Raw genomic sequence first — 7,225 nt, 5'->3', positions numbered from 1 at the left:
TCGTGAGCGCGTGCGTCAAGGAAGCTGGCAAGCGCACTGACCAGCGAGCCGAAATGAAGCGGGCCGGTGGGCGAGGGTGCAAAGCGTCCGCGATAACGGCGGTTCGGATTCATCCGGGGCGCGCGTTGAACTTGCTTAGCGCGCGGTGTCGCGCGGCGCGTTGTTGTGGGCCTCGAGTCGCGCAACCGGTAGTTGCTCATCTGGCTCGATGAACGACTTCTGATCTTCGGCGCTCGCGGCGGCGTAACATTCGGCGGATTCCACTGGGGCGGCGGGTTCAAGGGCCGCGTTCAGTGCGGTCCGTTCGTCGAACACAAAGCAGTCGCCGGTGTAATGTGCGCCGCCTACTTCCTCAAAGTACTTGAGGATGCCGCCCTCGAGCTGATAGACATGGTCAATGCCCACTTCCTTCATGTGGATGGCTGCTTTCTCGCACCGAATGCCGCCGGTGCAGAACGACACGATTGTCTTGCCTTCCAGATCCGCGCGGCGTTCCTCGATCACGCCCGGAAATTCGCTGAATGAGGCGATGCGGTAATCGAGCGCCTGATCGAAGGTTCCGACATCCACTTCGAACGCATTGCGCGTATCCAGCATCACGACGGGACGCCCTTCGTCGTCGTGTCCGCGATCCAGCCAGCCTTTGAGCGTAGCAGCCGCAACTGACGGCGCGCGGCCCAGTTCTGGCCGGATAGCGGGCTTCTTCATGGTGATGATTTCACGCTTGAGCTTCACGAGCATCTTGCCGAACGGCTGCGTTTCCGAGACGCTTTCCTTGAACTGCAGATCGGTGAACTTGCCTTCAAAAAGGGGATCGGAACGCAGGTATTCGATGAACGAGGCAATTGGCTCCGGCTCGCCCGCGACGAACAGGTTGATGCCCTCGGGAGCGAGAAGGATCGTGCCGCGCAGGCCGAGCGCGCGGCAATGCTCGATCATGTGTGGGCGCCACTCGGCGCCGTTGTCGACGGTCACGAATTTATATGCGGAAAGATTGACGATGCTCATGGTGCAAATGCTCTAAAAAGTGCTGGAAAGCGGGCGATTCCGGATGGAATAGCGCATTCGCGGCGCGCCCGAGGCGATTCCCCGAGTGCGTATTATCCCGCAAACATCGGGCGTATCCGATTCGACCGAATGGCCAGCGATCGCTAGCGATGCGGCACCTTTTTTTGCTGCATCACAAGCCCTGGCCAGATGGCTAACGCGACCGCGTCGAACGAATTCATTGAATAGTCACCTGTACAATATCGGTCATGTCAGATCCCCGCTTTGTCCATCTTCGTGTTCACTCCGAATTCTCGATTGCCGACGGCATCGTGCGCATTGACGACGTCGTCAAGGCCGCTGCCAAGGACGGTCAGGGCGCGCTCGCGCTAACCGATCTCGGCAATGCGTTCGGCCTCGTCCGGTTCTATAAGGAAGCGCGCGGCAAGGGCGTCAAGCCCATCGCCGGTTGCGACGTGTGGATCACCAACCCGGCTGACCGCGACAAGCCCGCGCGGCTGCTTTTGCTGGTGAAAAACCATCGGGGCTATCTCAACCTCTGCGAACTGCTTTCCAAGGCGTGGCTCACGAACCAGTATCGAGGGCGGGCCGAAGTCGACGTGCAATGGCTTGAAGAGGGTCTGGCGGAGGGCTTGCTGGCGCTTTCGGGCGCGCAGTACGGCGACATCGGCATGGCGTTCACTGCAGGCAATGATCAGGCCGCTCAACGCAACGCCGAGCGCTGGGCCAAGCTGTTTCCGGACGCGTTTTATATCGAGTTGCAACGCGCGGGTCTGCCCGGTGGGGAGACTTATATCCAGCAGGCTGTCGCGCTTGCCGCGAAGCTTAAGTTGCCGGTGGTCGCGACCCATCCCATGCAATACATGACCCCGGACGATTTCACCGCGCACGAAGCGCGCGTGTGTATTTCCGAGGGCGATATCCTTGGGAATCCGCGACGTCAGAGGCGTTTTACCACCGACCAGTATTTCCGGACGCAAGAAGAGATGTGCGCGCTGTTTGCCGACATTCCCTCCGCGCTCGCGAACACGGTGGAAATTGCAAAGCGCTGCAATCTGAAACTGGAGCTTGGCAAGCCCAAGTTGCCGCTCTTTCCAACGCCCGACGGCATGTCGCTCGACGACTATCTCGTGCAGTTGTCCAAAGAAGGGCTGGAGGTCCGGCTCGCTCAGCTTTACCCCCACGAAGCCACCCGCGAGGCGCAACGCGAGACGTACTACAAGCGGCTGGAATTCGAGTGCGGCACGATCATCAAGATGGGTTTTCCGGGCTACTTCCTGATCGTTGCCGACTTCATCATGTGGGCGAAGAACAATGGCGTGCCGGTCGGTCCAGGCCGGGGGTCGGGTGCGGGGTCGCTCGTCGCGTATGCGCTTTTCATTACCGACCTCGATCCGCTCAAATACAACCTGCTTTTCGAACGTTTCCTGAACCCGGAACGCGTGTCGATGCCCGACTTCGACATCGACTTCTGTCAGGAAGGACGTGACCGCGTCATCCAGTATGTGAAGCAAAAGTACGGCGCGGACGCGGTGTCCCAGATTGCGACCTTCGGCACGATGGCGGCCAAGGCAGCCGTGCGCGACATTGGCCGGGTACTCGATCTCGGCTACATGTTCACCGACGGTATCGCGAAGCTGATTCCGTTCAAGCCGGGCAAGCACGTGACCATCGCGGATGCGATGAAGGAAGAGCCGGCGCTGCAGGAACGCTTCGACAACGAAGACGAAGTGCATCAGTTACTCGAACTCGCGCAGCGCGTGGAGGGGCTTACGCGCAACGTCGGCATGCACGCGGGCGGCGTGTTGATCGCGCCGGGCAAACTCACGGATTTCTGTCCGCTTTATACGCAGGGCGAAGACGGCGGCGTAGTCAGCCAGTACGACAAGGACGACGTGGAAGCAGTCGGCCTGGTGAAGTTCGACTTCTTGGGCCTCACCACGCTGACCATTCTCGATTGGGCCGAGCGCTATATCCGCCGGCTCGATCCTTCGAAGAAAGACTGGAATCTCTCCCAGGTTCCGCTCGACGACCCCGCTTCGTTCCAGATTCTCAAGAAGGCCAACACGGTCGCCGTGTTCCAGCTTGAAAGCCGCGGCATGCAGGGCATGCTGAAAGACGCGCAGCCTGACCGGTTCGAGGACATCATCGCGCTGGTCGCGTTGTATCGACCGGGTCCAATGGACCTGATACCCAGCTTTTGCGCGCGTAAGCACGGTCGTGAAATCGTCGAGTATCCGGATCCGCGCGTCGAGACCGTCCTGAAAGAGACCTACGGCATCATGGTCTATCAGGAGCAGGTGATGCAGATGGCGCAGATCATCGGCGGATATTCGCTCGGTGGCGCCGACTTGCTGCGCCGCGCGATGGGCAAGAAGAAGGCCGAGGAGATGGCGGAGCATCGCGAATTGTTCCGTCAGGGCGCGGCGCAGAACGGCCTCACGGCCGCGAAAGCCGACGAGATCTTCGACTTGATGGAAAAGTTCGCCGGCTACGGTTTCAACAAGTCGCATGCGGCTGCGTACGCGCTGCTTGCGTATTTCACCGCATGGCTCAAGGCGCATCATCCGGCCGAATTCATGGCAGCGAATATGTCGCTTGCCATGGACGATACCGACAAGGTCAAGATTCTTTTCGAAGACTGTCTGGCTAACGGCATGGCGGTGTTGCCGCCTAGTATCAACCAGTCGGCGTATCGATTCGAGCCGGTCGCCGGGACGGACGGCAAGCGCTCAAAGACCATTCGCTATGGCCTCGGCGCGGTCAAGGGCAGCGGGCAGAGCGCTATCGAAGAGATTCTGCGGGTGCGCGAGGAGTCGCCGTTCACCGATCTCTTCGATTTCTGCATGCGTGTGGATCGTCGCATGGTGAATCGCCGCACGGTTGAATCGCTGATTCGCGCGGGTGCGTTCGATTCCCTGCATGAAAATCGCGCGCAACTGATTGCGTCGGTGCCACTCGCCATGGAAGCTGCCGACCAGGCCGCCGCCAACGCCATGCAGTCGGGCCTCTTCGACATGGGCGGTGAGCCGAGCCAGGGCCATGATCTCGTCGACGAAGCCATGTGGTCGGACAAGAAGCGCTTGCAGGAAGAGAAGAGCGCGCTCGGCTTCTACTTGTCGGGTCATCTTTTTGACGCCTACAAGGGCGAAGTGCGCCGCTTCGTGCGCCAGAAAATCGGCGAACTGAAGGAAGGGCGCGAAAAGCTCGTGGCGGGTGTGATCACGACTATGCGTACGCAGATGACCCAGCGGGGAAAGATGCTGATCGTCAATCTCGACGACGGCACGGGGCAGTGCGAAGTGACCGTGTTTAACGAGCAGTTTGAAGCGAACAAGGGGCTGTACAAGGAAGACGAGTTGCTGGTCGTCCAGGGGCAGGCGCGCAACGACGCGTTCACGGGCGGGATTCGTTTTACGGTTGAAGCCGCGATGGACCTGGAGCGGGCACGCAGCCGTTATGCGCAGGCGGTGAAGGTGGAAATGAATGGCAATGCCGACCCCTTGCGCCTGAAAAAGGTTTTGCAAGCGTATTGCGCGCCGCCCGAAGTGGCCCCCGCTGCGCCATCCGTTCAGGTTCCGTCGCGGGGTCCCAGGGGAGGAGAGCGGGACGGCGGCCGCGACGGGCGCGCTCAACGTCAGCCGGTTCATATTCCCAATGGGCTCAACGTGAGCATTGTTTATCGAAGCGAGCATGCGGAAGGTGAGGTGCGGCTCGGCGACGCCTGGCGCGTCAAGCCGACCGACGACCTCATCACGGCATTGCGTGGTGAGTTCGCAGGAAGCTCGATCGAAATCGTTTATTAAATGTGTTGTCCTCGCACGCGTGCATGCGTGCGAGGAAACGCATCCGCGCTAGCGCGGCTGATTCAACTGCGCGAGTTTCAGGAAGCGGTAGTACACCGTCTGCGCGTTGAAGACCGCGATCATGAAGCCGGCGCGGCCGTCCAGAAAGCCGCGTCGCAGAAAATAAGTGCGAATGAACGCCCATGCGCCACGCGACACGGCAAGCCCGAAGCTGCCTCGCTTGCCGGCCGCCTGGCGCTGTTGTGCACCGGCCGTGGAGTACGCGTCGAGCTTGCGCAATACGTCTTCAAAGTCCTCATACGAGTAATGCATCAGCTTGCCGTTCAGGCGCGCGATCTTCGCGTCCGGGTTTGACCGTACGAGCCTTTCGTGAACGAGGTCATCGGAGAAACGCGCTGCGCCGCGCTTGAAAAGACGCGGAATCCAGTCTGGATACCAGCCGCCGTGATACACCCATTGCCCACAAAAATTCGATAACCGGTCTACCGCGTAGACATCGGCGTTGGGACGCCCAAGCGCCGAGCGAATTGCAACCGCCAATTCAGGCGACACGACTTCATCGGCATCAATGGACAGTATCCAGTCCGTGCCGAGTGCGTCGAGCGCACGGTTCTTCTGCGGGCCGAAGCCCGGCCAGTCGGGCGCATCGATGACCCGTGCGCCATGCGCTTCGGCAATTCCAACGGTCGCGTCCGTGCTGCCGCCGTCGAGCACGACGATTTCATCGGCGAAAGAGACCGCTTCCAGGCATTGGGCAAGCCGGGCGGCCGCGTTGAACGTGATGAGGGCAATGCCTAGTGTCGGTCGAGTCATGTAGAAACTGGGTCGGTGACGCGAATTGCGATAATTTGATGCTAACGGGTTTACCGGCAAGTACAGCGCTTATAGTCGCTGCCTCGTCGATTGTTCGAGTTCGGCGGCGGCTGAAGCTTATACCAGACGGGCGGTTAGCCGTGCTCCGCCCGCGTTATTGCGCTGTGCTTTTGCCACCGCCGGCAACTCGCTCTTGGCCCACGCCACGCGATTTGTCCTGAACTCGACCGCGCTTGAGGGAACCGACCGTGCGCGAACGCGGGAATCAACTTGACCCTCAACTTCACCCATCAACACTCGTTTCACCCGGAGTTCCATCGAAATGAAACCGCTGAGAATCCTGCACAGCGAATCGTCCAACGGGTGGGGCGGCCAGGAGCATCGCACGTTCAAGGAAATGCTGGCGCTGCGCGAGCGCGGCCATGATCTGGAACTCGTGTGCGTGCCGCATGCGCGGCTAGGCGAGCGGCTTGCCGGCGAGGGCTTCACGGTCCATCACGTAGCCATGCGTTCGGGCGCGGACCTGAGTGCCGTTTGCGCCATGCGGAAAATCCTGAAGCACGGTCGTTTCGATGTGCTAAATACCCACAGCGGCCGCGATAGCTTGCTCGGCGGCGCGGCCGCGCGGGTCGCCCGCACGCCGCTGATAGCACGCACACGGCATTTGGCGCTCGCGATTACGTCGCGCGCCACCTACACGTGGCTGCCGCACAAGGTGGTGGCAGTGAGCGACTGGGTCCGGCGATACCTCGTGTCCGAGGGCGTGCCGCAGAGGGACGTCGTCACTATCTATACGGGCATCGTCCGGCAGCCTCCCGTGAGCAGGTCCACGCTGCGCGCCGAGCTGGGTCTTGGAGACGAAGCCGTGATTGCCGGCACGGTTGCTATCCTGCGTGAGAAAAAGGGCCATGCCGACTTGATCCGCGTGGCCGGCCCTTTGATCGAACAGCGTCCGAACCTGCATTTCGTGTTTGCCGGCGACGGTCCTCTCTTCAGTGAAATCGAGGCGAGCGTGCGTGCGCAGGGTCTCGCCAGCCATATCCATTTCCTGGGCCTGCGCCGTGATATTCCGAACGTACTGGCCGGTTTCGACCTGTTCGTACTGCCGACCTATCAGGAGGCGCTCGGCACATCGTTTATCGAGGCGATGGCGGCAGGGCTGCCGGTAATCGGTACGGCGGTGGACGGCGTGCCCGAGGTGATCGAAGACGGAGTGAACGGATTGCTCGTCCCCGCGCACGACGACCGCGCGCTCGCCGGCGCGTTGCTGCACCTGATCGATTCACCGGATGAGCGTCGCCGGATGGGTAACGAGGGCTCGCGGATCACGCGGTCGCGTTTTTCCGTCGACACGATGGCGGACGAAATGATCGAGTTCTACCGTAGCAGCCTGGCCGAGCGAGGCGCGATGAAACGTGCGGGCGTGCATCCTCATGCATGAGCGCCACGTTTCGGTCGTCGGCCTGGGCTACGTGGGCTTGCCGGTCGCCATCGCGTTTGGTTTGCAACGGCGGACCATTGGTTTCGATACCAATCCGAAGCGCCTCGCCGACCTGCGCGACGGCTTCGACCGCAATGGCGAGACGAGCCGCGACGAA

Annotated in this window: 5 protein-coding genes; 2 read left to right on the top strand and 3 right to left on the bottom strand. The window is 61.1% G+C overall.

The genetic code is table 11. The annotated features are described in order from the left end of the window. Together WCA53_RS24195 and WCA53_RS24190 are read right to left on the bottom strand one after the other, a co-directional pair. On the bottom strand, nucleotides 1–113 hold a 113-nt coding region (locus WCA53_RS24195; RefSeq protein ID WP_423916412.1), incomplete at its 3' end, for a glutamate--tRNA ligase family protein. 22 nt (nucleotides 114–135) lie between these two features. Beyond that, nucleotides 136–1,008, bottom strand: coding sequence for a sulfurtransferase (locus WCA53_RS24190; RefSeq protein ID WP_423916408.1), 873 nt, complete (start codon nucleotides 1,006–1,008; stop codon nucleotides 136–138). Between the two features lie 239 nt (nucleotides 1,009–1,247). Between WCA53_RS24190 and dnaE the strand changes: the two genes are divergently transcribed. Then, on the top strand, nucleotides 1,248–4,814 hold the full coding sequence (dnaE, locus tag WCA53_RS24185; protein ID WP_423916410.1) for a DNA polymerase III subunit alpha: 3,567 nt from the start codon (nucleotides 1,248–1,250) through the stop codon (nucleotides 4,812–4,814). A 48-nt stretch (nucleotides 4,815–4,862) separates the two neighbouring features. Here the strand turns inward: dnaE and WCA53_RS24180 are convergent, their stop codons facing one another. Further along, nucleotides 4,863–5,627, bottom strand: coding sequence for a glycosyltransferase family 2 protein (locus WCA53_RS24180; RefSeq protein WP_423916405.1), 765 nt, complete (start codon nucleotides 5,625–5,627; stop codon nucleotides 4,863–4,865). A gap of 322 nt (nucleotides 5,628–5,949) precedes the next feature. Here WCA53_RS24180 and WCA53_RS24175 point away from each other — a divergent pair, with 322 nt between their 5' ends. Then, nucleotides 5,950–7,068, top strand: a complete 1,119-nt coding sequence (locus WCA53_RS24175) for a glycosyltransferase (RefSeq protein WP_423916402.1) — start codon at nucleotides 5,950–5,952, stop codon at nucleotides 7,066–7,068. The last annotated feature ends 157 nt before the right edge of the window (nucleotides 7,069–7,225 follow it).

The organism is Caballeronia sp., from assembly GCF_049581465.1.
GTDB lineage: Bacteria > Pseudomonadota > Gammaproteobacteria > Burkholderiales > Burkholderiaceae > Caballeronia.
Note: the sequence above shows the minus strand (reverse complement) of the source record. Positions and strands in the feature narration are given on the sequence as shown.

What these genes read in the sequence shown, in the direction of transcription:
- WCA53_RS24190 (WP_423916408.1), bottom strand. Translation starts at nt 1,008, where the DNA reads ATGAGCATCGTCAATCTTTCCGCATATAAATTCGTGACCGTCGACAAC.
- WCA53_RS24180 (WP_423916405.1), bottom strand. Translation starts at nt 5,627, where the DNA reads ATGACTCGACCGACACTAGGCATTGCCCTCATCACGTTCAACGCGGCC.
- WCA53_RS24175 (WP_423916402.1), top strand. Translation starts at nt 5,950, where the DNA reads ATGAAACCGCTGAGAATCCTGCACAGCGAATCGTCCAACGGGTGGGGC.